The sequence below is a fragment of the Aeoliella sp. genome (assembly GCF_965227375.1).
Classification (GTDB): Bacteria; Planctomycetota; Planctomycetia; order Pirellulales; family Lacipirellulaceae; genus Aeoliella.
On record NZ_CBDDFX010000001.1, the window covers coordinates 2,217,293 to 2,240,236 of the forward strand.

Annotated in this window: 19 protein-coding genes; 8 read left to right on the forward strand and 11 right to left on the reverse strand. The window is 60.7% G+C overall.

Annotated features, from left to right (window positions below):
- Positions 1-28: 28 nt before the first annotated feature.
- The 4 genes from ACQK2L_RS09025 to ACQK2L_RS09040 form a co-directional block, all read right to left on the reverse strand.
- Positions 29-457 carry a zf-TFIIB domain-containing protein gene (locus ACQK2L_RS09025; RefSeq protein ID WP_425396620.1) on the reverse strand — a complete coding sequence of 143 codons (429 nt, stop codon included), beginning with the start codon at positions 455-457 and terminating at the stop codon, positions 29-31.
- A gap of 11 nt (positions 458-468) precedes the next feature.
- Positions 469-1,305, reverse strand: coding sequence for a TPM domain-containing protein (locus tag ACQK2L_RS09030; protein WP_425396621.1), 837 nt, complete (start codon positions 1,303-1,305; stop codon positions 469-471).
- Complete coding sequence (locus ACQK2L_RS09035; protein WP_425396622.1) at positions 1,295-1,732, reverse strand: TPM domain-containing protein; 438 nt, start codon at positions 1,730-1,732, stop codon at positions 1,295-1,297. Before ACQK2L_RS09035 ends, ACQK2L_RS09030 begins: the two co-directional genes overlap by 11 nt.
- A 916-nt stretch (positions 1,733-2,648) precedes the next feature.
- The gene (locus ACQK2L_RS09040; RefSeq protein ID WP_425396623.1) at positions 2,649-4,322 is read right to left on the reverse strand and encodes a phytoene desaturase family protein; all 1,674 of its coding nucleotides are present in this window, start codon (positions 4,320-4,322) and stop codon (positions 2,649-2,651) included.
- A 138-nt stretch (positions 4,323-4,460) separates the two neighbouring features.
- Here ACQK2L_RS09040 and ACQK2L_RS09045 point away from each other — a divergent pair, with 138 nt between their 5' ends.
- Both ACQK2L_RS09045 and ACQK2L_RS09050 read left to right on the forward strand, forming a co-directional pair.
- On the forward strand, positions 4,461-5,570 hold the full coding sequence (locus tag ACQK2L_RS09045) for a glycoside hydrolase family 18 protein (RefSeq protein WP_425396624.1): 1,110 nt from the start codon (positions 4,461-4,463) through the stop codon (positions 5,568-5,570).
- Positions 5,571-6,016: 446 nt separating this feature from the next.
- A complete protein-coding gene (locus ACQK2L_RS09050; RefSeq protein ID WP_425396625.1) occupies positions 6,017-7,105 on the forward strand; it encodes a DNA glycosylase AlkZ-like family protein in 1,089 nt (362 codons plus the stop codon).
- A 117-nt stretch (positions 7,106-7,222) separates the two neighbouring features.
- Here the strand turns inward: ACQK2L_RS09050 and ACQK2L_RS09055 are convergent, their stop codons facing one another.
- From ACQK2L_RS09055 to ACQK2L_RS09070, 4 genes are all read right to left on the reverse strand, one after another.
- Positions 7,223-7,705, reverse strand: a complete 483-nt coding sequence (locus ACQK2L_RS09055; protein WP_425396626.1) for a SixA phosphatase family protein — start codon at positions 7,703-7,705, stop codon at positions 7,223-7,225.
- 131 nt (positions 7,706-7,836) lie between these two features.
- A complete protein-coding gene (locus ACQK2L_RS09060; RefSeq protein WP_425396627.1) occupies positions 7,837-8,829 on the reverse strand; it encodes a hypothetical protein in 993 nt (330 codons plus the stop codon).
- A 126-nt stretch (positions 8,830-8,955) separates the two neighbouring features.
- Positions 8,956-12,951, reverse strand: a complete 3,996-nt coding sequence (locus tag ACQK2L_RS09065; RefSeq protein WP_425396628.1) for a M56 family metallopeptidase — start codon at positions 12,949-12,951, stop codon at positions 8,956-8,958.
- Entirely contained in the window at positions 12,948-13,355 is a 408-nt protein-coding gene (locus ACQK2L_RS09070) for a BlaI/MecI/CopY family transcriptional regulator (RefSeq protein ID WP_425396629.1), read from the reverse strand. The genes ACQK2L_RS09065 and ACQK2L_RS09070 overlap by 4 nt, the downstream gene beginning before the upstream one ends.
- 323 nt (positions 13,356-13,678) lie before the next feature.
- On the opposite strand from ACQK2L_RS09070, the gene ACQK2L_RS09075 reads away from it, so the two are divergent.
- The 5 genes from ACQK2L_RS09075 (at position 13,679) to ACQK2L_RS09095 (ending at position 16,621) form a co-directional block, all read left to right on the forward strand.
- Positions 13,679-14,038 carry a hypothetical protein gene (locus tag ACQK2L_RS09075; protein WP_425396630.1) on the forward strand — a complete coding sequence of 120 codons (360 nt, stop codon included), beginning with the start codon at positions 13,679-13,681 and terminating at the stop codon, positions 14,036-14,038.
- 87 nt (positions 14,039-14,125) lie between these two features.
- Entirely contained in the window at positions 14,126-14,923 is a 798-nt protein-coding gene (locus ACQK2L_RS09080) for a class I SAM-dependent methyltransferase (RefSeq protein WP_425396631.1), read from the forward strand.
- A gap of 66 nt (positions 14,924-14,989) precedes the next feature.
- Positions 14,990-15,352 carry an immunity 22 family protein gene (locus ACQK2L_RS09085; protein ID WP_425396632.1) on the forward strand — a complete coding sequence of 121 codons (363 nt, stop codon included), beginning with the start codon at positions 14,990-14,992 and terminating at the stop codon, positions 15,350-15,352.
- A gap of 112 nt (positions 15,353-15,464) precedes the next feature.
- Positions 15,465-16,058 carry a hypothetical protein gene (locus tag ACQK2L_RS09090; protein ID WP_425396633.1) on the forward strand — a complete coding sequence of 198 codons (594 nt, stop codon included), beginning with the start codon at positions 15,465-15,467 and terminating at the stop codon, positions 16,056-16,058.
- Between the two features lie 50 nt (positions 16,059-16,108).
- Entirely contained in the window at positions 16,109-16,621 is a 513-nt protein-coding gene (locus ACQK2L_RS09095) for a thioredoxin family protein (protein ID WP_425396634.1), read from the forward strand.
- A 30-nt stretch (positions 16,622-16,651) separates the two neighbouring features.
- Here ACQK2L_RS09095 and ACQK2L_RS09100 read toward each other — a convergent pair whose 3' ends face one another.
- From ACQK2L_RS09100 to ACQK2L_RS09110, 3 genes are all read right to left on the reverse strand, one after another.
- Entirely contained in the window at positions 16,652-16,981 is a 330-nt protein-coding gene (locus ACQK2L_RS09100) for a hypothetical protein (RefSeq protein ID WP_425396635.1), read from the reverse strand.
- Positions 16,982-17,022: 41 nt separating this feature from the next.
- On the reverse strand, positions 17,023-17,415 hold the full coding sequence (locus ACQK2L_RS09105) for a hypothetical protein (protein ID WP_425396636.1): 393 nt from the start codon (positions 17,413-17,415) through the stop codon (positions 17,023-17,025).
- 627 nt (positions 17,416-18,042) lie between these two features.
- Positions 18,043-21,081: a YCF48-related protein gene (locus ACQK2L_RS09110; protein WP_425396637.1), complete on the reverse strand. Its 3,039-nt coding sequence runs from the start codon at positions 21,079-21,081 to the stop codon at positions 18,043-18,045.
- Between the two features lie 270 nt (positions 21,082-21,351).
- Between ACQK2L_RS09110 and ACQK2L_RS09115 the strand changes: the two genes are divergently transcribed.
- The gene (locus ACQK2L_RS09115) at positions 21,352-22,941 is read left to right on the forward strand and encodes an HDOD domain-containing protein (protein ID WP_425396638.1); all 1,590 of its coding nucleotides are present in this window, start codon (positions 21,352-21,354) and stop codon (positions 22,939-22,941) included.
- Positions 22,942-22,944 lie beyond the last annotated feature (3 nt).

The window sequence follows — 22,944 nt, forward strand, 5'->3', positions numbered from 1 at the left end:
AGCCCTTGGGCGGAACGACCACCGCCGCTCAGTCGAACTTCATCAGTTTCTCGATCGCCCAGTTGACCCAGGTCAACGCCTCGCCTTTGATACCGGCGACGGGGGCGTGCGTTTCCAGCTTTCCTTTCTTTTCCAACTTCCCGCGGACGATCTTGATCTCTTTGAGTTCGCTCTTGTACAGCCACAGCCCATTGCATTTGCTGCACATGTCGATCTCGACGCAGGTCTGTGGATAGCTAAAAGCTTCCAGAGGAACAAGGCATTTTGGGCAAGTCATCCCCGTGGGCTTGGCGTCTTTGGGGACTTGCAAGTCCTTGCTGGCGACCGGCAACAACTCGTTCAACTCATTGGCATCGAACCAGATACCCTTGCAGCGCTGGCACACGTCGACGACCACGTCGGTGTTCTTGAACTTGTGGGGCTTCAGCGATGTCTGGTTGCACTTGGGGCAATGCATGTTCTGTCTCCCTACCAACTACCGGTTGCGCCTCCACCGCCCGACGATCCTCCACCAAACCCTCCGCCGAATCCGCCTGAACTCCAAGAACTGCTGGAGCCGGAACCGCCCGAGCCGCCAGACTTCAGGACGGTAACCAGGATTTGCAGAACGGCGAGCAGGAGAATGAAGAGGATTCCCACACACACCCAGCCCCAGCCGCGTTTGCCGCTCCTGAAGAGGCTGAACGCAATTGCGCCGACGATGGGGATGGCGACGAGCAGTGCAATCAATGGCCAGTTGGTGCCGACTCGCACGTCGGCGAACTCCAACATGATCCCGCGGACACCATTGGTAATTCCCTGGGCATATCGATCCTCCTTGAACTGAGGAATGATGCGACCTTCCATAATGGCCACCGCATCAGCATCGCGCGCTCGACCATAGGCCTTGCCTAGTTCGATGCGAGCTTTGCGATCGTTCCGCGCTACCACCAGCAACACACCATCGTTTTTGGGCAGGTTACCGATGCCATATTTGTCGAACAGGCCCGTTGCGAACGATTCGATGGAATCGTTTGCGGTGCCAGGATAGTCGCGAATGGAGTTAATGGTGACGACCGCAATCTCCACGCCTGTCCGCTCCTCGACATCCCACAGCCACTGCTCAATCTGCTCCTCATCCTCAGTCGGGAGCAAACCCGCCAGGTCGGTCACGTAGCCCGCGTCCGGCTCGGGGTAGGGGGCGTAGTTGCCTTGCTGCACGAGTCCCTGCTCGGCGTCCGGCGCGGCTGGCGGCTGTTGTTGGGCGGTGCTCATGGGCGCGAGCACCACCAACACGACGAGTGCCCGTAGTGCATCAGTCTTCATGGACCACCTCGTCGGCAATTTCGTTCTCGTCGTCCTCCGTCCGCGGGAAGTAGGTAGCAAGCTGATCGCCAACGCGTTCCACGCCCGTGCAGAGCCCTTCGACCAAATCGCCCGCGGCGAACTTCTCTCGCATCGCGTTACAGACTTGCAGCCAGAAATCCTCGTCTACCTTCTCGTGGATCCCTTTGTCTCCATAGACGAGAAACTCGCGGTTGACCAAGACGAGCAGAATCATCACCGCGTTGCGATCTTTCGTCTTGTCGAGTTGGTACTTGTAGAAGAGCGACTCCGCTTTGTCGCGGATGTCTTGCCAGCAATAGCGTGAGACGACCACCTTTATTTCCGCGGAAGTGCGTAATTCCGCGGCGGCGACCGCTTTGGCAATGCGGTCGGTCGCTTCCGTGGGCAGGCGGTGTGCCGATTTCAATCGAGAACTGGAAATGTCGCCCCCCTTCGTGGTTGGTGTCAGCCAGACTCACCCTCCAGCACAACGCATTCTGAGCTTGAAACTCTGCCAATAGCAAGTCCAGATAGTCAGCGAACTCGGTCGGCAGTGCGGTTTCTACGCATCGAACGATCCACGCAGGCGGAGCTTCCCACCCTGCGCAACTGACATGTATTCGTCACGAGGACGGGATGCTTGGATCGTGGTTTTGGAATCGGCGCCTTGGTTGGCATGGACCAGCATGTCAGGCAGCTAAGATTCGGTCTGAATAATACCGTGCATCTCGGCTATTGCTCTAAAAACGAAGTGTTCGTTCAGCTGGTGCGCCATAGGGACGGAGTACTCAAGCTCCGCAGCACGGGACGATTCGTCTGGAACAGGCACCGCCAAGCGGAATGAGGGTCGAGCAATCTCGCATTTGCGGAAACTGAAGAGTCGCCATTCCGCATCGAGCAAACGGTAGGCTCCGTCGATCTCAGTATTGTCCCAGACCAAGGAGGAATGGAATCGGATCTCCATCACATGATCTGAGGCATCCACTTCAGAGCATAGATTATTCGACATCTGTCCTGTAGCGAATAGCGAAGTAGCGACCACGTCAATGCAATCTTGTAGTCGTTGGACGAAGACGGAATAAGTCCACCGCTCGGGGCTGCTTGGGTGGAGTCGCAGGCTACTAGTATGAAGCCGAATAACAGTTCCGTAATAGCCAATGGTCGCGCCAGACGCTGGGTCTTCTGCGACAACGACTACTCTCTCAAGATCGTGGAGTCGTCTTTGCCCGGCAGTTGGACTGAGGAGTGGCATCTCTTGTTAATTTTGGGTTCGGACAAAACTGCTTGGTCAAAGCTAATTGTAACTCTCCCCCAACTCCGGGCAACGCTGATGAGCTCAAGCACTACCGCCCGTCCCTTAGAATCTCCCCCGCTGCATTCTTCCCGCAAGCCCCCATCACGCCGCCGCCCGGGTGGCTGGCGGCGCCGCAGAGATACAAACCGTCGATGGGGCAGCGGTGGTCGGCCCAGCCGGCGATGGGGCGGAAGCAGAACAGTTGGTTGGCGTTCATCGCGCCTTGCATGATGTTGCCGCCAGTGATGCCGTACACCCGCTCGAGGTCCACCGGGCTGAGCACCTGGCGGTGTTCGATCGCGCCGGGCACGTTGGGGGCGTACTCGCCGATGATCTCCACGCAGCGGTCGGCGAACTGGTCTTTGATGTCGTCCCAGGTTTGAGGTGCCGCAGCCCCCACCCCTAACCCCTCCCCCGCAAGCGGGGGAGGGGAACTAAGGTTGTACGGCGCGAACTGTACGAAGCACGACAGGATGTGTTTGCCGGGTGGGGCGATCGTGTCGTCGACGCTCGAGGCCATGGTCATTTCGATCACCGGCGACTCGCTGGGGCGGCCGTACTTGGCGTCGTCGTAGGCTCGCTCGATGTACTCCAGCGACGGGCCAATGTGCATGGTGCCGTGGTGGTGCGGCGCGATGCCGCTGGAGGGCAGGGCGGTGAAGTTCGGCGGCTCGGCCAAGGCGAGGTTGATCTTCATCGAGGCCGACGCGTAGTCGATGTTCTCGATGGCCGTGCGGAAGTTCTCCGGCAGCACGCTTGAGTCGAGCAGCTTGAGGTACGTAAGGTTGGCGTCGACACTCGAAGCAACGATCGGCGCGTCGAACGTCGCCCCGTTGGAGAGCGTCACGCCGGTTACCTTGCCATCGTTGGTGTGAATCTCGCTGACTGAGGTCTCGCGCAGAATGTCGACCCCCATCTCGGTGGCCGAGCGGGCGATGGCGTCGCTCAGCGCGCCCATGCCACCGCGGACGTAACCCCACACGCCGCGCGCTCCGCCCGCCTCGCCCATCACGTGATGCAGCAGCACGTAGGCGCTACCGGGTGAGCTGATGGAGAGGAACGCGCCGATGATCGCGTCGGTTGCTAATGTGGCCTTGAGCGCGTCGGACTCGAACCAACGATCGAGTATCGGCCGCGCGGCGCCGGTGAGTATCTCCACCGCCGCCGGCAGGTCCTCGCCCAGCGCGGCCATCGCCTGGTACAGCGACCACTGCTTCTTCAGGTCGCGCATCTTCTTGGTGAAGCTGACCTTCCGCCATTCGTTGGGTAGCGGCAGCGGGTCGGGCGCGGTTTGGCTGAGCACCGGCTCCAGCACGCTCGCCACTCGCTCCAACAGCGACTCGTAACGCGGGTATGCTTCGGCGTCGGCGGGGCTGAACTTGGCGATCTCGCGCTGGTTGAGTCCGGGCTCGGGGCCCATCAACAAGCTCCGCCCGTCGGGCAGTGGGGTGAACGACGAAGGAGTGCGCGGCAGGATCTCGAGTCCATGCGCGCGGAGCTTCAGGTCCTGGATGATCTCAGGCAGGAACAAGCTGATCACGTAGGCGGCGGTCGACACTTTGTAGCCTGGCCACAGTTCCTCGGTGGTCGCACAACCGCCCAGCACGGCCCGACGTTCGACCACGGCCACCTTCTTGCCGGCCTTCGCCAGGTAGGCCGCACACACCAGCCCGTTATGGCCGCCGCCAATCACCACCGCATCGTATGCCGCTTGTTTTGCCATCGAACTCACACTCGGGGAAGAAAAATAATCGGGCAGAAAGCCTCTTTTTCCATCGGACGCCAAGCCCGTGCTGGCACGGTGAAAAAGCGTAAGACAGAATAGGAGAGTCGAGTTCCGGTGAAACCAGAGGAATTGCGCGTGCACGGTAATTGGAAAAGTCTGGCGATTGTGACGATTGGTGCGATGGCGCTAGCTGGCGTCCGCTCGTCGCATGCGGCCGACCGAGTGATGATGGGCTACTTCGCCACGTTCGCCGAGATGAAGGTCGAGGACATTCCCTTCGGGCGACTGACGCATATCGCCCACGCGTTCCTCACCGCCGATGAAGAGGGCAACTTGGTCACGGGCAAGGAGGTCCCCAACGCCGAGCTGACCAAGGCGGCCCACGGGCACAACGTAAAGGTGCTCTTGAGCCTGGGCGGTGGCAACACTACCTCGGCGATCAAGAACTTGACCACCGACAAGGATCGCACCGCAAAGTACGTCGACGAGGTCGTCGCGCTGGTGGTCGACAACCAATACGACGGGGTCGACATCGATTGGGAGTACCCGCGCACCGAAGCGGAGAAGGGACAGTTCGTCGCGCTGGTAAAAGCGTTTCGCAAGAAGCTGCAGCAGACGGCCGAAGAGAATGGTCGACAGGAGCCATATCTGCTCACGGCCGCGGTGAGCCCGACGGAGTACTTTGGCAAGTACATCGACGTCGATGCGGTGATGGATGACCTCGATTGGCTGAACGTGATGACGTACGACTACTCGGGCCCGTGGGACCGCGTGGTGGCGCACAACTCGCCGCTCGTTCCGTCGGAAAACGATCCTGGCCGCCAATGGCGAGCGGTTTCGCTTTCGATGGAGTACTGGCAGAAAGAGCGCGGTGTGCCGGCCGACAAGTTGGTGATGGGACTGCCGTTCTACGGGCGGGGGTTCCCGGCCACCGAGAAGTACGCGCCGCTCGACCGCACGCAGCGCGATAAACACCAGGTGCTGACCTACACGCAGATCCGCGAGATGCTCCAAAACGATTGGAACGCCGCGTGGGACGACGAGATCAAAGCCCCCTGGATGGCCGCGCCCGACGGCGAGAACCTGCTGGTGGCGTACGACGACCGCAACTCGATCTACCGCAAAACCGTGTGGGCCCGCAGCCAGAAGTTCCGCGGCGTCTTCTTCTGGGCCCTGCACCAAGACCGCATGCCCGACGGCAAAAGCTGGCTGGTAGAAGCGGCGTACAAGGCGTGGCCAAAGTAACAAGGTTCCCTCCCCCGGGCGATTTCGCGCGCGGGGGTTGGTAGTTGGTTCACGCGCTCTCGCGAAATCGTTTGGGGGAGGGCTAGGGTGGGGGCCTGAACCAGGCAAAGCGTCCGACCAACCGTCGTGTCATTCCGATGGACGCGGTAGCGGCCAGAGGAATCTCGTTGGCCATTGGAGAGCAAAGGCGAGCCGGAAGCGTCAGCGCCCGGAGTTAAATCGCAGAGAACGCTCACGAGTTTTCAACGTATGTTTGAATTGCATTGCTACCAAGTCAATCCCCTCCGGCGACTCGCGATGGAATGAACTACTTGTCTCAACTTCGGGCCGCTGGTCATAATGGGTGCCGACAATTCATCCGTGAGTTGCAGCCATCACCGTCCAACGCACGGCTCGGTCGCCGCTTCGCGATACACTAGAACCGCTGACACGGCAACATTCGGGCAATGGCTGAACGATTAGGTCTCAAAGAGTTTGGGCGTCGCGTTGTTGCTGGCTTCTTTCCCGAGTTCCTGAGTCTGGCCGATGCCTTCGAAAGCATGCGGTTCGTGCAGGCTGATCCGATCAGGTCGCCAGCGAGAGCGCAAGACTTGGTGCTCCGGCAGCGCGTCAGCGGATACGTCGCGGGAGATTTGGAAGAGAAGTTTCCAAGCCTGGGACTAGAAGAAGGCTACCTCTTTGCCTACGGATTCATGACGCCCGAGGTTTGGCGACACCTCCGGTTTCGGTCCGGGAGCACATTGAAGAAGCGAGAGCGTGCGGTACTCGAAGCCGTGGATGAGATGGGCGAGGCTCACCCGCGTGACTTGGGCGAGAAGTATGGCCGCAAGACAGTGAGGAACTATTGGGGTGGCAAATCCCAAGAAGTGAAGCAACATCTAGACAAGCTTCACCATCACGGTTACCTACGCGTGAGCCGTCGCGAAAATGGAATTCGCGTCTACCAGGTTCCCAAGGATTCGAAACGCAAAACTGCCGATCCGTTTGAGCGATATTGCTTTCTTGCCTTGACGACTGCCCTCGTATTCGGGCCGACGACGAGACGTTTTCTGATGTCGGAGTTGCGAAGTCACAACCACCTGTTGCCCGCCCGCGGGGACAGACTAGCCGCTGTCGAGAACTTGGTTGAGACAGGGAAACTGGCCGAGGTCACCGTCGCTGGCGTCACGTATCTTTGGGTGCGTCAGAATTGGATGTCGACCGATGTTCCCGAGCGAGTTCGAATCCTGGCGCCCTTTGATCCGTTGGTACGCGACAGAGAGAGATTTTTGCAACTTTGGGGGTGGGAGTATCGTTTCGAGGCGTATGTCCCGAAGGCCAAACGGGAGCGGGGATACTACACAATGCCGCTATTGTGGCGAGACAACGTGCTCGGTTGGGCGAACGCAAAAGTGGAACATGAACGTCTGTTGGTCGAGCTTGGATTCGTCGGCAAGCAACCTCGGGGCAAGGCGTTTCGTTCGCTGCTCGAGGTCGAGGTAGAGGCTCTGGCGAGATTTCTGGGCCTGGCGAGTGGTGCTTGGGAGCTTACCTGAACACGCCGTAGGACAGAGCCATTGGCTCTGTTCTACCTTGTGCCGTTGCTAACTCTGTGCGATCTGTGGTTAACTTCTCGACAGCTCAACTCCGGGCGCTGACGCTTCCGGCTCGCCTTAGACGCCGAGTAGTTTGGCGGTTGCCAGCCAGTACAACTCGCCGCTGGCGGGTTCTACCTGGTCGTAGAATTTCACCGCGGCCACGGCGCCTTTGGCGAAGCGGATGGCGCTGTTGTCTCCGCCGAGTAGCGCGGCGGCCAGGTGGGGCATGTCGGGGTTGTGGCCAACCCAACAGACCTGCTCGGCCGCGTGGTGGTTGGTCCACGTTACCAGTTCATCCAGCTCTGCGCCGAGCGCCAAGGTCTCGAGTGGTGTCACTCGCCCGCCACATATTTCGGAGATCAACTCGGCCGTTTGTTCGCAGCGCACGTAGGGGCTGGTGGCAATGGTCTCGGGCCGCATGCCGCTTTGCGAGAGTTTCTCGAGCATGCGTCGATAGCGGTCGATGCCTTCGTCGGTGAGCGGCCGCTCGCTATCGTCCGGCCAATTCGGATCGCCATAGTGCCCCGCCCAAGCATGCCGCGCTAGATAAAGAAACATCGTCAGTTAATCACTAACTCATAAAGATCTTGGCTGTTGATTGATCAACCACGACGACACAACGAGCACGACGTACGTCACTTGAACGTTCTGACGAATGCGTTGTGATCGTTGTGTCGTCGTGGTAAATGTTACCGTTCACGCCACAGAATGTCATCCTCTATCTTGAGCTCGCGTTGTTTGTCCAGGATGTCCGCTTTAAAGCGTTTGGCGTCCATCGGGTAGCCGGCGGTCGGCTTCAGCTCCGGCAGGTGCGACTGCCAGTAGCGGTTGAACGAGTGCATCGCCAGTTCGCGCAGCAGCTTGGCGATCATCGAAGCGAGCGCGGCCTCGAGTTGCGATTCGCCCTTGCTGCGGAACTCGATGCGGACCTCCGCGCCGTCGCGCGCGAGCAGGTACGCGCTTCGCGGCCGGCTTTCGATAATCACCCGCAACGTATAGCCGGGGAAGTGCTCGCTCAACAGCCCCGCGTAGTTGTTGCGGCCGCCGTGCTTGTCGCAAGTGACGTGAATCGGGGGCGAGGATTGAGGGGCCAGGGGCGCGGTCAGTTCTTCGAGCGTTTTGGCGACTAGATCTAACGTCCAGCCGGAGAGTGCGCGGCCTTTGCTGCCGTGGCGGCGCGACTCGCGGTTGAACTCGGCCGGGTAGACCAATCGCGATTTCATGGCCCGTAGCGCCACGTCGTCGGGCAGGCCGCCGCGCAGTTTCGATTGGGCGTCGGCCAATCGGTCGGGCGCTGCGTTGCACGGCACGGCGGTGTTGAAATCTTCGGCGTGCCACGGCAGTTCGCGGCGGGTACCTTCGGTGTCGGCCGCGAGTCCGTCGACGAGTGTATCCCAACACTCGATCGGCGGAGTGTCCAGCAGCGCGAGCATCGACAAAACACCAAGCTCCAGCGTGTCGAGCCCCCCACCCGGCTTGTAGAGCACCTTGGAGTCGGCCACCGCCAGACGGTCTGCGGTAACTTTGGAGCTAACGACCGGCTCGAGCCGCCGAAACAGGCTTACTCCCTCGCCGCTCGCCCCTCGCTCCTCGTCGCTCACTTCCCACGCCGACAGCCCGATACACAGCGGCCCCAAGTTCGGCCCGTACCCCGCTTCGTCGACTCCCATCACCAGCGTCATGCGATGGATTGTAACGCGAGCGGGGTTGCAGCGTCAGCACCCCGGAGTCACGTGGCAATTTTCCGCGGAGGCGTAGCTCCGCGGCTATGGGAGAATCTTGCTTGTGCAGTTTGAATATGTGCGAAGCTAGAAAGCTCCTCCTCCGCCGAAGCCGCCGGAATACGGATCGGGGATGAACAACTCTTCGAGTTCGGCACCGTATTTCTTTCCGAGGTTCTCATACGCATCGATGTCGATATTCTCATCGTCTAGCGGCACACTGAATTGTGTCAGTATTTCCCTCTGCACTTTCTTAGGCACCCTTCCAATGTTATCCAGATTGCCTGACACTCCATGGGCTAGGAAAATAGCCGTGCAGGCGGCGATCTTCAGGTCGTCATCGTCTTTCTCAAGCCAACTGGTAAGCTCAGAGATTGCAGGCTTGCCGTACTCTTGTGTCGCGGCCAGCGCGCGAAGCGCCGCCAACTCTACTTGATGCTGCGAGTCATTTTCGACCTCATACAACTTGGTGGTCTGCCATCTGTGATCCGCCCTTGGGTCTTTCAGCACCGCGGTCAGTAGCGACACGACCGGTTTGAGTTGCTCTGCGGACCCTTTGCTTAGCGCCCGACGAGCAGCCTGTTGGAGCATCGGATCCTTGTCGAACAACAGTGCAAGCATTTCAGGCGTGAGCGTTGGCAGCTCGAAACCCCATCCATTCATGTTCGGTCGTTTATCCGCTGGCGAGGTTAACATTCGCAGGGCATGGATCACCACTTGCCGGTCACTATCGGTAAGCATTTCACCGATCGCCTGTTGAGTGAGTTCCGACTCGATCTTTCGGTCCGAGTTTACCAGACAGCTAAGGGCGGCCTGGCGGATGCCGACAGGTCCATCGGCAGTAAGCTTCGCGACTTCGCCAAGCAGTGTGGCATCGCGAATATACGAGTGGGACAGAATCCACTCAGTAAGACGAAGCCGATCGTCTGCAGGCTTCTCGCGATACCACTCTAGTAGGATCGGGTAGGCAACTTCGGTGGGTAGCGGGTTGGATTGGTTGACGTCGACAAAGGAATAGGCAATGGCGGTTTGCAACGCGCCAACCGCCGTTCTCTCACTTCCAATGAAGAGCATGTCGTATTCTTCGGCTACTTCCAGGATCGTCTCAGCGGCCTCCTTCGCGTACCCCGCGCGCCCGAATGCTCGCAGCGCTTTAATGGCTTCGGCTCGGTTTTCGACTTTCAATTCCGTCTCGAACGACTCACGCCATTGGTCGAACGTCTTGCCGTCGTACAGGAGTTTGGGCTGCGACGGCTTGCTGGGCGGTGTCGCAGGAACAACTGCGGCAACCGCGGGGGCAGGTACGACTGGTGCCGGGAGTGCCTTGGGAGCTTCCTTTGCCGCCGCTATCTTCATCCGATCTTGCTCGTCTCTCCACGCGGACGAGTCGAATCGCACGCGCCCGGTGTGCAGCTTCCAGACATAGGGGATTTCGACTTCGACCGTTTCGTCTTCCATGCCCATGCCGCGGCCCATACCGCCACGGCCGCGCCCGCCGCCGTAACCTCCTCCGAATTCGCCGCCACCGCGGCCTCGCATTCCGCCACCACGGCCGCCGAATCCCTCGTCGAATCCACCCCTTCCTGCCTCTTCCCTTTCTTGTTCCCGCTTCCGTTCGGCTTCCTGGGCCTTGCGATACTGCTCTTCTTGCCACTTGGGGTCCACCTCCTGCCGCAGCACGTAGTATTTGAGCGGATTGAACTCATGGAGATCGTCACGGCGGAGCACTTCGCCCAGTTGTTCGAGGTTCGAGGTCGGCCAGACGTGTAGCCCAACCAGGATGTCACCCTCCAGGAAACCAGCAGAAGAGATTTGCCCTCGTTGATCACGGCGATCCAGGCTGAGCACCACGCCGCCTCGAAAGCCTTTGGCCTTCACCGCGGCGGCGACTTCGTCGTCGTCGATCTGGCTTACTTCCGCTCCGAACATGCCATACGCCAAGTCAGCAATTCGCTGGTCTTCGAGTGACGGGAAGGGAGAATCTGGCAGGATGGAAGCGTCGACATTTGGCTTCACCACCACCAGCACCGCGCCGTTGTTGCTCTTGATCTGGATGTGATGCCCGGCCTTGCGATGAGCTCCAATGACTTTGGCTAGTTCGGTATGGGGAGTGTCGTCCGTGAAGTGGTAGGTCTTGCTGGTGCCGCTGATCGTGGTGTCGATCTCGGTGGTGCTCTCGGATTCACTCTCCGCGCTCTCCGTGGCTTCCTTCTCATTATTCGCCTCCGCCTTCTTTTGTCCGGCCCGGGCAAGCTTGTCTGCGTCGGCAAGAGAGGTGATAGCGTCGTCGACAATCAGATACTTGAAGCCAACATAGATCTTACGTTCCGCTCGTAGACCCACAAAGTCGCCATCAATGGACACCTCGTAGTTCTTGCCAGCGCGTCGCAACTCGGCCCGCGCTTTGTCGAGCGCATCCTCACTAAGATCGCTGTGCAGTTCGACATTCAGCGAACCCTCTGCACCTTCTGGACGACGATGCCAGAGGTAGCTCTTGGCAATCGCATTGACCGCCTCGCTTCGCTGAACGGGGTCGGGTGAGTCGGGTGATTCGCCGTCCAGTTGGATCCGCAGGACTCCATCGTCGGTGGTCACTTCCAGTTGTTCCATCAACCACGACTCGGTAATATTGGAGGCCGAGTTGTCGCCAGCCACCGACCGCTTGTGCAGTTCTTGAAGTGCCCGGTCCACGACCTCGCGACTCGTTGCAAGTGCCTTCTGCTCTTCCAGCCATGCCGCCCTCTCGTTTGCATCGACTTTCTTCGACCGATCCTGTACGAAGTGGATGACGGCCACCGCGGGCACATCCTGGGCAAGTTCAACCTCGTCTCTTGTTGCAGCAGTTTCGTCTGGGGTTTCTCCGGGAGCAGCTTCCTCTGCTGCGGGGTTTAGCGCTTCGGGCTCGCCAACGGTTTCGTCGGCCGACGAGTTCGTCCAGAACGCCGCCGTGGTGATGGCGACAAACAACGCGGCGACAAACAGCAATGTTCGCTTCGAGACCAGCATCGGATCGTCCTCCAATTGCAGGATGCGACGAATCCGCCGCGCCAGGGGATGTTGGGTTAACGCGACCGCCATCGACGGAAGTCGCTCGTTATGCGCGTCGCGCGCTACGCTCAGCAGCAGCTCCGCGTAGCCTTCGCGGTCGCCGCACTGGGCGACGACTACCGCGTCGCAGCATTGTTCGCGTCCCTCGCGCAGCCAGCGACTCACCAGCCACACCGCGGGATGGAAGAACAGCAGCGACTCGACCACCCGCTGCACGAAGTTCACCAGGTTGTCCCACCGCCGCACGTGCGCCAGCTCGTGCACCAGGGCCATTTCGAGTTCCGCCGGCGTCCAACCGGTTACCGCGGCCGATGGCAGCAACACCAACGGCCGCACGATGCCCAGCAGCACCGGCTGCAGCACGCGATCGCTCACCGCGATGGTCACCTGTCGGGCGATGCCGAGCGACGCGCGGAGTCGCTCGGCCGCCTCGTAGACAGCTCCTTCGGTCAGCACGGTGGCCTGCCGCCGCATCCGCTCGCTGCCGACCAGACCGGTTGCCAATAGCAGAAACGTGAGCGGTGTGCCCACCAGCCACAGCCAGGGAAGATAATTGGTGATCGCTTCGAGCAGCGCGAGCGGATCCCACTGCGCGCGTTGCTTCACTTCGGTATTCGGCGTGGCGATCGACTCTGGTGTTGGTTCGACCGCAAGCTCCACACTTGCCGGCGGCGGTTCGGCGGGTGCCTCGACTGGCAACTCAATGGGATTGTACTTCAAGTCGATCACTTCCTCGTTCGCTGGCGTCATCGCGACGGACGGCATCTCCACCAACGCGGCCGGCTCAGCGGTGCGAGTCACCACCATGGTGCTCGGCTGCGGGGCAAACTCGCCGCTGGCGAGCAACCAACCGGCAATCACCAGCGGCGCCATGGCAAGTATCGCGAAGCCCAAGAGCGTTGTTGTGTAGCGAACGTTGGGACCCGCGCGGCGTAACGCCAGCCGCATGACCAGGATCGCCAGGGCGACGAGCGAGCCGATCCACAGGAAGTGGAGCATCGTCCAGCCGATGAGTTGCCAGTGCACTACGTTCATGATTTGCCCCCTCGTCTTGCTTCGCGCCGCTTGGCGTCGACTAGTTTTTCCAGCTCCGCCAGGTCCTGCTTGGTGAGTCGCTCGGTCTCGACCAGATGCGCGACCAGCCGGCTCGCCGACCCGTCGAACACTCCGTCGACCAGCTTGCCCACCATGCTGCCGGCGGTTTTCTCCTGCGTAGCCGCGGCCGACCACTGATACCCCCGCCCGGCGGCCGCTTTGCGTTTAACCAGCTTCTTGTCGAGCATCACCTTGAGCATCGTGGCCACGGTGGTGGTGGCCACGTCGCGGTGCTCCCGCAACGCGTCGCACACTTCCGACAGCGTACAACTGCCGCTCGCCCACAGGATCCGCAGTATCTCGAGTTCCCCATCAGTAGGGTGCTTGCTAGCCGGTCGGGCCATGGCCGCTACTCCTTGAAATTGGTGAGACAAGCTCTCCGCCGCCGCCAATTCTATAGAATTAGAATGACAGGTCAAGTTTATTTTCGGCGGCAGGAGGGTGGTTTATTCCGGCGAAGAGCAGAAACTCTTGGAGTTGGCGAAGCCGCGGGTGGGCGGAGTCTAAGGTGTGCGGTCTAACTTGGCGAGGTGATGTACACCTCGTTCAGCTCCGAGGCCACCAAAATCTAACTCAGCCGATCGAGCTAAGGCAGGCCAGCGGATAGCAACAGCCGTCCATATCCACAGCACTATCTAAGGGATTTGCGCTCCCTTATATTCTGAAGATGAGCCAATCGCCTCTGCAAGCTGCGTATGAGACTTTTCTTGGCACCCACGACGAGCATGAGCTGCTTGCCGCCGTAGAATTGCATGGTGGCATCGCACCTCCTCAGGAAGCGGATTGTCCGTTGGCTCATCGCATACATGATATTGAACTCTGCGGCTCTTGGTATCGGGTAGTTCGAGTCGTCACACTTCCAGAGGGCAATTCTGACTTACTGATTTATGCCACTGATACTCCGGGCAAGTCGGCCGGAGTTCCTTACTCGCTGACTGGGGAAGGACTTCTTCGCTGGGTTCACGATGAACTGAATGAGCCCACAGAAGGCAAAACTAACTGGAGCAAGTACCTTCCTAGGAAATAGACATGGGCTCTATGGGCCTGTCACGGAATCTGCCTCAGCATGACGCGAATGAGGAATTCACAACCGTCTTGGCAAAAAGCACACTCCATGATCGAACGCGATATCTGCGAAGCTAACCGGAAGAGCTGGAACGAAACGGCGGCAGTTCACGCACGAGTAGCGATGGGTGAACTGCTGGAAGCGGTGCGGAGTCCCAGCTTTTGCACATTTGATGCCGTTGAGCAGCGTGTGTTCAGTCGCATCGACTTGGCCGGAAAATCTGTCGTCCAGCTAGCCTGTAACAATGCCCGCGAGCTGATCTCCATCAAGCGCGCCGGGGCGGGGCGTTGCGTCGGATTCGATATTTCTGACGCCTTCGTCAATCAGGCACACCAACTGGCGGCCGCTGCAGCGCTCGACGTCCGAGTGATTCGATCGAGTGTCTACGACATCCCATCGGAGTTTAGCGGTCAATTCGACCTCGCCTACATCTCCATCGGGGCTCTGGGATGGCTTCCGAACCTGCCCCGCTTGTGCTCGAAAGCTGCTGAGCTTCTCAGGCCGAGCGGACAGTTGTTCATTTATGAAATGCACCCCATCCTTTTCATGTATGACGACGCGTCTGCAGACCCGCGCGACCCCAGAATCAGCCGCTCTTACTTCCGCGATGATCCGTTGGTATTCGCCGATTGCAAGGACTACCTTGATCCTCAAGCGATCATCGGTTCTCCCGGATACTGGCACCAGCACACTCTCGGGGAGATCATATCCAGTATTCTAGCGGCGGGATTCACCCTCGAATTCTTCGAGGAGTATCCCCATGACATCGCGGTCTCGTATGCCGAGTTTGCCAAGCAGCCCAACAAGCTACCCATGTGCTACGCGCTGGTTGCAAGGAAGGGATGAAACTCTGAGATATACGGTTCGGATTGCGTGCACTCGCGTGCCGCATGAACAACCTAGGTGATCGCTATGGACATGGTACATATCTTCTGTTGCCTCGCACGATTTCGCTCCGAGGATGACCCGGAACGTTTCGTGCTTCCCACGTACACCGACGACGGTGATCTGAGAGAGTCGGATTTCATGCGTGAGATCGGGTTGTCGAACGACTACGAACCCATGGCGATTGAAATTGAGTTCTTTTCGCGAACGACGGACTTGCTGTCTGCGTTGTGCGGATTCTCATACTCAACCCAGTTTCGGGTCGTTCGCGTGGTTCCCACAGAAGTTAACTCCGTGGTCTGCGTCTACTCACCCAATTCTCCAGACCACCCGGCGAGGTCGTCGCTCGACTACGTCGGAGCGTTTCGCTACGACCCAAATGGCGGATGACAATTACGCCTACCGGAGTGTGCGACCAGCAAGCGAGGCCTGTATAATCGTATTACTCAAGTCGCAATCCGATGGACCATTTCGCGCCCCGCATTTGTACTAAGAGGTGACCGTGACAGAGAACCCTTACCAGCCGCCTGCATCCGCTCCGAGCAGCGCCACCGACGAATCGCAACGCGAAACGATGGCTCGTCCCGTCGGCGTGACGATACTGGCCATCCTTCACTTTATTGGCGGCGTTGTGCTTCTTATCGCACAGTTTCTGCTGTTTACCAATCTTGAAACCATCGGGGGCAATTTGCGGTTCGTTGGAGTATCGCCACTGCTACTCGTCATCGGCTTGATGTTCCTGGCCATCCTGACCATTGCATCAGGCGTCGGTATGTGGATGGGCACGAAGTGGGGTTGGTGGCTGGCCACCTTCTACTACGTTTACAGCATTTTTCGCAATGGGGCGGCGTTGTTCACTATCATGGTGATGATGGACCAACTGGAAGGCGGCAGTCGCGGGCCAGAGTACTATGTGGTCAAGCATGGTGTGCGCGTCATCGTTCATTTCTTACTGTTCTTGTACTTCTTCCAGGGCAACGTGCTCGATTTCTTTGGCTTGAGAGCATTGAGCAAGCCGAAGGCAGTTGGCATTCTGGTGGGCGTATGCATTGCCATTTCGGTGGCCATGTCGGCGATCGGAGTGCTCTTGAGTTGAGCGACCAGAGCGCAGGAAACTTTCACCCAGGTCATATTCGACCGACTGACATGAACGAATCGCCCGCCGAATTACCGCCGTCCACCGACTCCGAACCAGCCCCGGAACGACAGCGATTCTTCCACTTCTGGCGGTGCTTCTGGCTGACGTTCCTGGTTGTCTCGCTGGCGTACGCCTGGTACTGCTTTTATGTGCCCGCGAACGACATCGCTTGGGCGGATGGCTACAGTTTGGCTCAGCAGCAAGCGGCCGACGCTGGCAAGCCGATGATCCTCTACTTCACCGGCCAATGGTGTGTGCCCTGCCGAGTGATGAAACGCCAGGTGTGGGCCGACGAGGAGGTGAAGTCGGTGGTCAACGAGCAATTCGTCCCAGTGGCAATCGACGTCGGTAGCCCAGACAACGCGGAGTTGCTCACCCGCTACAACATCGGCGGCACCCCGGTCACGATCGTTACCGATTCGCAAGGCAATGCGCTGCGATGGCGGGTAGGGGGGATTGGTAAAGTGGAATTTCTGGATTTGCTTGCGGGGCGGGATTCATCTGCGGCGGAGGAGGAGTAGTGGCAGGTTGGGGGGCCGTGCAACGATTGATCAAGCATTCTTTGGCTTGCGGCGCGCCATTCGTTCGGCGTCGACGCGCTTTAGCTCGGCAACTGTCTCTCGCCAATTGGAGTCGTCCAAAGCGTTCTGAATCCTGTCGGGAATCCCCTCGCGTCCTCCCCAGTTGTATCCGCCTGCGTTTGATTTACGCAGTTCTTTGTGCCACGCAAGAAGATCGTATCCATGGTCGCAATGGCAGATTCGCACCAGCATCCGATGGCCTTCGCGAATGCGTTGTGCTTTGGTCATGTCGCGCGTCGCCATGCGCAGCGATTCGCCGGTGATTAGACGGATGGCAACCTGTGCGGGGGTTAATCTCATGGTGGTAAATGTATGCTAGGGCGTTCGCGTGGCGTGAGTCGTCAAGGCCGAGTGTCGCGCAGGGTCACAAGGATTGCTTCGGCCGCTTTCAGATGGGCGTCTAAGTTACCATCTTCGCACGTGAGTTCGATGTCCAGGAGAATCTCGGCGAGCGTTAGGTACCAGGTGTGGTAAGCGAGGTTGTCTTCGACGCCTCGGAAGGCGATTCCGGCGTACTGGCCACAGTTGCTTTCCATGACTTCTACAGATTCGCCAGCGCGATTTTTCGCCAATTGAACAAGTTCAGTAAGCGTCACGCTGCGACCATAATCATACGCGGTGACTCGCAGTTCCGCGCTTCCTTCAGGGGATACCATCGATATTACGTAGTCGTCTTGCACGACGGACCACTCGCCTGCGTCGAACGAGCAGCAGTTGGTGGCATTGACTAACATCGTTTACCGTTTTGCTGAAGGCAGTGTTGTCCCAAGCGATCCTGAGCGAGTGTATCGCCCGGCACCTCGCGATGCCAGTTAGCAAATGCCGTTCAATTCTCGCAACGGTGCTGGCAAGTGAAAGTGCTGCCGGAGCGCCGAAGGCTACTGTAAAATAATCGCCGTTGAAATCGCGTGGGGGTGTGGTCCAATAGTTTAGGGCACTCTGTGTGTCCGTAGGTTCGTAGCTACCGTCACCAGACGGTGGGGGCGTTGCCGCCGAGGTTTGCTGCGCGTGGTCGTTCAGGCCCCCACCCTAACCCTCCCCCAAGCGATTTGGCGGGATAGTGGCAATTGGAAGGTTAATCTCGCTCTCGCCAAATCGCCCGGGGGAGGGGATGGGCTTGGAGCGACGGAGCGAACGGCGACTATCGTTTTGCCCCAACGAGAAACATGCGGGGAACAACGTGGAGGGTTTTGTCGCACCCCCCGAATGGTTTTGTCGAGAAAACTAGGGGTTTCACCACTTGGATGGGACCATAACGTATAGGGTTTTGGGCCAATGGATCGATATGTGGGACAAAACCCTCGGTCTTGGGCCAATGAATGTCGCTGGTTTTCCTCCGTCTGGCGACGGAAGCTACGGAGTTAGCGGAAAAGCGTTAAGCCGAAGCTTTCCGGCGTGTCGCCCGATGTGCCGGTCCAGCTGGTGGTGTGGCCGTGGGACGTCTGGCGGGTGATGCCCAGGCACCAGGTGTCGAGTAGCGCGGGGCCGCTGGGGGCCAGGTTGGTCCAGGGCACGGCCACCTCGGCGGTCCAGGCGGTGTCCGTGAGTTTGTGGGCGACGAACCAACGCGGGTTCCAGCTCGCATCGCCCCAGCAGGCGTCGCGGGTCCAGCCGCGGCAGTCGACCGTCAGTTCGTACGCGGTCGCGTAGTCGCGGTCCATGTCGATGCGAAGTTGCACGCGATCGAACGCACGGAGGTCGGCATCGCGGAGGCGGCGGGCGTCGTTCGTTTCGTAGGTTTCCTCAGCCAATCGTGGAGCACTGATCGCCATGTACAAGTATTGTTCGTCACGCGCCAGACGCACTTCCACCGCGGTGGGATCGTTGCGCAGCGCCTTGTTGCCAACGCGTGCGACTTCGGCCGACTTCCACAGCGGTTCGTCGAGCACTCCGTCGAGGTGCGGAACGTCCTGCGTGTCTTTGCACGTGACGATCGGCTTGTCGGGTGGCAGTTGTTCGGGCTTGGCGAGCCAGTTTTCCACCTTGGCGGCCGAGACCCAACCCTCGTCGACGCCCGATCGGCTGAGGATGGCGAAGTATCGTTCGGCCGTGTTGTTGAAGCCCAGCTTGCGCGAGGCGGTGACGAGCGGGAAACGCAGCTCGGGCTCGGTGAACAGCGCGGGGCGTGCTTTGTCCATGTATTCGCCAAGCAGCGTGGCGCGCTCGAGTCGCTCATCGGCCGTGAGCGTGGCGGTGCCGCCATCGGAGGTTTGTGGTATTTCGACCTTCGGTTCTTCCGGCGCGCCGGCATTGTCCCCGTACTTGACGTTCGCCAGTGGTCGAGTGCGGGCGGCTTGTGCTTGTTGCTGGCTGGCGACGTGAGCCACTTCGCCGCTGGCGTAGTAACGCACCAGCCACACCAGCGCTTGCTCGGCCAGCGGGTGTTCGGGATAGCGACGTGCGAGCAGATACAGCGTGTCGGCCGCCATGGCTTGCCGCCCTGTTTCGCGGTAGCCCTCGGCCAATTGGAACAACAATTCACCGCCGGTCTGGGCGTCGAGCCCGCCGGTCAGGTTCACCACCTGGGCGCTCCACACGGGGCTGCCCTCGGCGTAGTCGAGCAGTCGCACGAGTTGACCGCGCTTCTGCGAGAGCTTGCGAAGTCGGTCGAGGTCGCTGGGATTGCTGGCCACCAGCGGCCGACGGGCGTCGGGTCCGGCGGCGAGCGCGAGCCCGGCGAACAGGTCGCGATTGTTAGAAGGCAAACCATCGAGCTGCGAGATCAATTCCAATTCGTGCAACGAAGGCGGCACCGTATGCTGAGTAAACAACAAACCTCGAGCGGGCGAACTCCACGCGCTAGGCGAGCCGCCGAGCGCTGCGATGAAGTCGTCGCTGGCAAGCCGGATCGAACCGCGCTCGCCCGGCGGAAGCAGCCCGACCGTGCGCTTCACCTGCCACGCGGGCAGGCCCACGGCGGCAAGCTCCACCGCGTAGGTGGGATCGGCCGCAAGCTGCTGGGCTTCGCTGGCCAACTGTTCGATCACCGTGCTGGCCGCGTCGCGGCTCGCCTCGCGCGGGTGTGGTACCAGCAGCACTTCAGGCTGCCAGGTGCGGATCGACAGCACCAGCGCGGCCAACAACTGCTGGCGAGCCAGGCCATCCGTTTGACGATCGAGTTCGGCCATGAGCTGTTCGGCCGAGGCATGGAAGCCAACGGCTGGCGTACCGAACGGCCACAGCGGCGGTGCGTAGTTCGTGCCGCAGTGGGCGAGCGCTTGACTGGCGCGATGCAGATCGGCGGTTGCGGTAGAGTCGGGCAACGCGTCGAACAGCGGCAGCGCAGCGGTGCGGTAGCCTTCGCCAGCGGCGTAGCGGGTGGCGATCTCCAGCGGCAGCTTTGCCGGCGCGGCCGCCAGGGCGAGCATCGCGGCGCGGCCGCCGCCGCGTTGTCGTTTCCAGGTTCGGCCGCCGTCGTTGGTGGTGAGGATGGCGCCGAGCTCGCCGACCGCCCAACCGCGCTGCGCGTCGACGAACACCAGTTGATGGATCGGAGCGCGGACGCCGGTGGGGGTGAGTGTCCAGGACTGGCCGCCATCGGTGGAGTGCGCCATCACGCTGCCAGGTGCGCCGGCGATCCACACGTGCTGACCTACCGCGGCCACGGTGTTCCAGTGCCAGGCACCGCGGGTGTGGCGGTCGAGCGGCAGCGGCTCGGCGGTGGGCGGTTGCCACGTGGCGCCGGCGTCGGTCGTCGTGGACAGCAAACCGTCGTCGCCGACCATCCAACCTTCGCTGGCGCTCTGCATGGCAATGTCGCGCGGCAGTCGCTGGTCGGTGCCGGCCATGGGGCTGGGGCGCAGCTCGTGATCGATCAGCACCGCGCGGTCGCCCTGCGGTCCGGCGAGCAGTCCGGCTTCCGGCGAGAGGAAGTCGCACGCCAGCCAGGTGCGAGCCTGCCCCGGCGCGAGCGGCTGCCAGCTCTTGCCACCGTCGGTCGAAGCAAACAAGCCGGAGGGATAGAAGTTGCTACCGTACCCGGCGGCCACGCCGCGGGCGGCGTCGAAGAACTTGACGTACGTCAGCCGCGGCAAGGTGGGCGTACGAACGCGCTGCCAGGAGGTGCCGCCATCGATGGTCCGCAGCACGACGCCTTCGGTGCGATGATTGATGGGAGTCGCACTTCCGCCGACGATCCAGCCGCGGTGGGGATCAGCAAACGTAACCGACAGCAGGGGGCAATCGACGCCGGAGCGCTGCGGGTACCAATGCGCGCCGCCGTCGTCGGTCACCAGCACCACGCCGCGGTCGCCCACGGCCCAACCATGCTGCGCATCGACGAAGGTCACATCGTGCAGCGTGGCGTCGGCATCCAGAACATCCGAAAGCGTTTCCGACCGCGCCGAAGTGGCCAGCGCAGCGACCATGAAATAAAGAGCAATCTGTGCAGAGCATCTCATCGAGCGAGCATCCTTGCTGTCGACGGAAAAGATCGAGTGAACCAGCCGCCGATTGTAAGCGAACTGAGCGTACGGCGGAACGCGAAATGGCCATGGCGGTCCGGAATTCCTGGTACGACGCACCCCATTGGTCATCGCGGCTTGGGCGTGGGTCGCTCTGTACCGATTGTGCTAGCAGTGCGGGCGCTGGCCGTCGGCACGGCGGGTGAGCGTAAGCTAGATTTCGGTGCCGACTTGCGCGCCGCTCACGAACATGTAATTCCCGCACCCATGCCCAGTCCCAAATCGCCGCTTGATTCGATGGTCGCGAAGGCCGAGTCATTGTACTCGCTGCCCGCGGTAGCCATGGAAGTCGTGCGGCTGACCGACAACCAGCGAGTCGACACCCGCGCTCTGAAGGAATGCATAGAGCGCGATCCGGCGCTGGTGGCCAAACTGCTCAAGGTGGTCAATAGCTCGCTGTTCGGACTGTCCGGCAGGGTGGAGAACTTGACGCAGGCGCTGGCGCTGATGGGCATCAAGCCGCTGAAGCTGCTGGTGCTGGGATTCAGCCTGCCCGAGAAGCTGTTTAGCGGCCTCAGCGCCGAGCAACTGCGCGGTTATTGGCGAGCCGCCATCACGCGGGCCGTGGCCGCCCGGCAGTTGGTCGAAACGCAATGGCACGGCCCAGGCGATGACGCCTTCCTGGTGGCGCTGCTGCACGACATTGGCAAGCTGGTGCTGCTGCAGCAACTGGGCGAACCGTACGCGCGGTTTCTCGAGCAAGTGAGCAGCGAGCAAGGCGAACTGATTGAACTCGAACGCCGCTCCTTGGGATTCGATCACGCTCAGCTTACAGTCGAGCTGCTGCGGCAATGGAAACTACCCGAGATGTATGCCATGGCGGTGCAGGACCGCCCGGCGAGCACCAACACGTCGGAGTCCTACGAACCGGGAGCGTCGCTGCCGCAAGTCATGGCGCTGGCGAACTTATTGGTCGAACTGGTGGGCGAGCACCAACTGCAGGTGCTGCCGGAACTATTGGAGCGTGGCCAGCTCTACTGCGATTTGACCAACGACGACCTGAGTCGGCTGGTGGCGGAGATGGAGCCTCAGGTGGCGCAATTGGCCGAAGTGCTGGACGTCGACCTGGCCGAAGGCGAGGCCTACACCGACGTGCTGGCCGAGGCGCATCGGCAAATGGCTCGCCTTAGCGAAATGGCAGTCACCCGGATGGTGCAGAGCGACGACCAGTTGTGCGATGCTCTGCTGGCCGAGTCGCGGGAGCTGCAGCAGGCGATGAGCGACTTCACCAACCAGTCGCGCGTCGCGCCGAGTACCGCCGAAGTGGGTGGCCGCGCCGACGCTCCGCAGGCATCGACGCCGAGTCCCCGTGGCCGCACTGCTACCGAGCCAGCGCCGGCCGATCAGCGGCAGCGACTCACCGAAGCGGTGACCCGCGCGGCAGCCGAGTGTCGCAACGAGCGGACCTCGCTATCGTTGGCCTGCTTGGAAGTTTCCGGCGACGGAGAGGAACAACTGTCGACCGATGCGGCCGATGCGTTGCAGCGAGCACTCGAGGTGTTGGTGGTCGAGCAGCACCTCGCCCCTTCGCAGCTGTTTCGTAGTTCGCCAACGAGCGCCGCGGTGATGCTCGCAGGAACCGAACGCCGCGACGCGGTGGAGGTTGCCCAGTGGCTCGGCAGTCTGGTTGCCAGCGAGTCGGGCTCGCTGCCGCTGGCGCTCAAGGCGGGCGTGGCCTCGATTTCGACGATTCCCAAGTCGTACAACGCCGAAGGGCTGCTGGCAGCCGCCGAGCGGTGCCTGGCAGCGGCACTTTCCTCGGGCGGCGGGGCGGTCAAGAGCATCGAAGTCTATTGAGTT